Below are 347 nucleotides of genomic sequence, written 5' to 3'. Positions count from 1 at the left end.
ACCAGAAATCATTACTGAGACTGTCGATATATTAAATTATTACCATGGCAAAATGCCAATTGGCGTAGGTACTGGTGCAGATCGCGCACATGCCATCGACCATTTAACTCATACCGGTTTAATCGATAAAATTGATGCGTTAGTCACGGCCAGTGATGTTCGTCACGGTAAACCACACCCAGAAACCTTTTTAAGCGTTGCCAAACAAATTGGTGTACAGCCAAATCATTGTGTGGTGTTCGAAGACACGCAAATAGGTTATCAGGCAGCAGCGGCGGCTGGTATGGACTGTATTTTAGTTAAAGACGGCAAAATACAACTAGAAACTTAGGCGAATAAATTTGCAA

1 protein-coding gene is annotated in these 347 nt (G+C 42.1%); it reads left to right on the top strand.

Annotation, left to right across the window (positions count from 1 at the left end; genetic code table 11):
• The coding region (locus CWB85_RS21045; protein ID WP_138555949.1) for an HAD-IA family hydrolase at window positions 1–331 on the top strand (331 nt) is incomplete at its 5' end.
• Between the last annotated feature and the right edge of the window lie 16 nt (window positions 332–347).

The sequence above is a fragment of the Pseudoalteromonas sp. S1727 genome (genome assembly GCF_005886375.1).
Taxonomy (GTDB): Bacteria; Pseudomonadota; Gammaproteobacteria; order Enterobacterales; family Alteromonadaceae; genus Pseudoalteromonas; species Pseudoalteromonas haloplanktis.
This window is presented reverse-complemented; position numbering and strand designations above follow the sequence as displayed.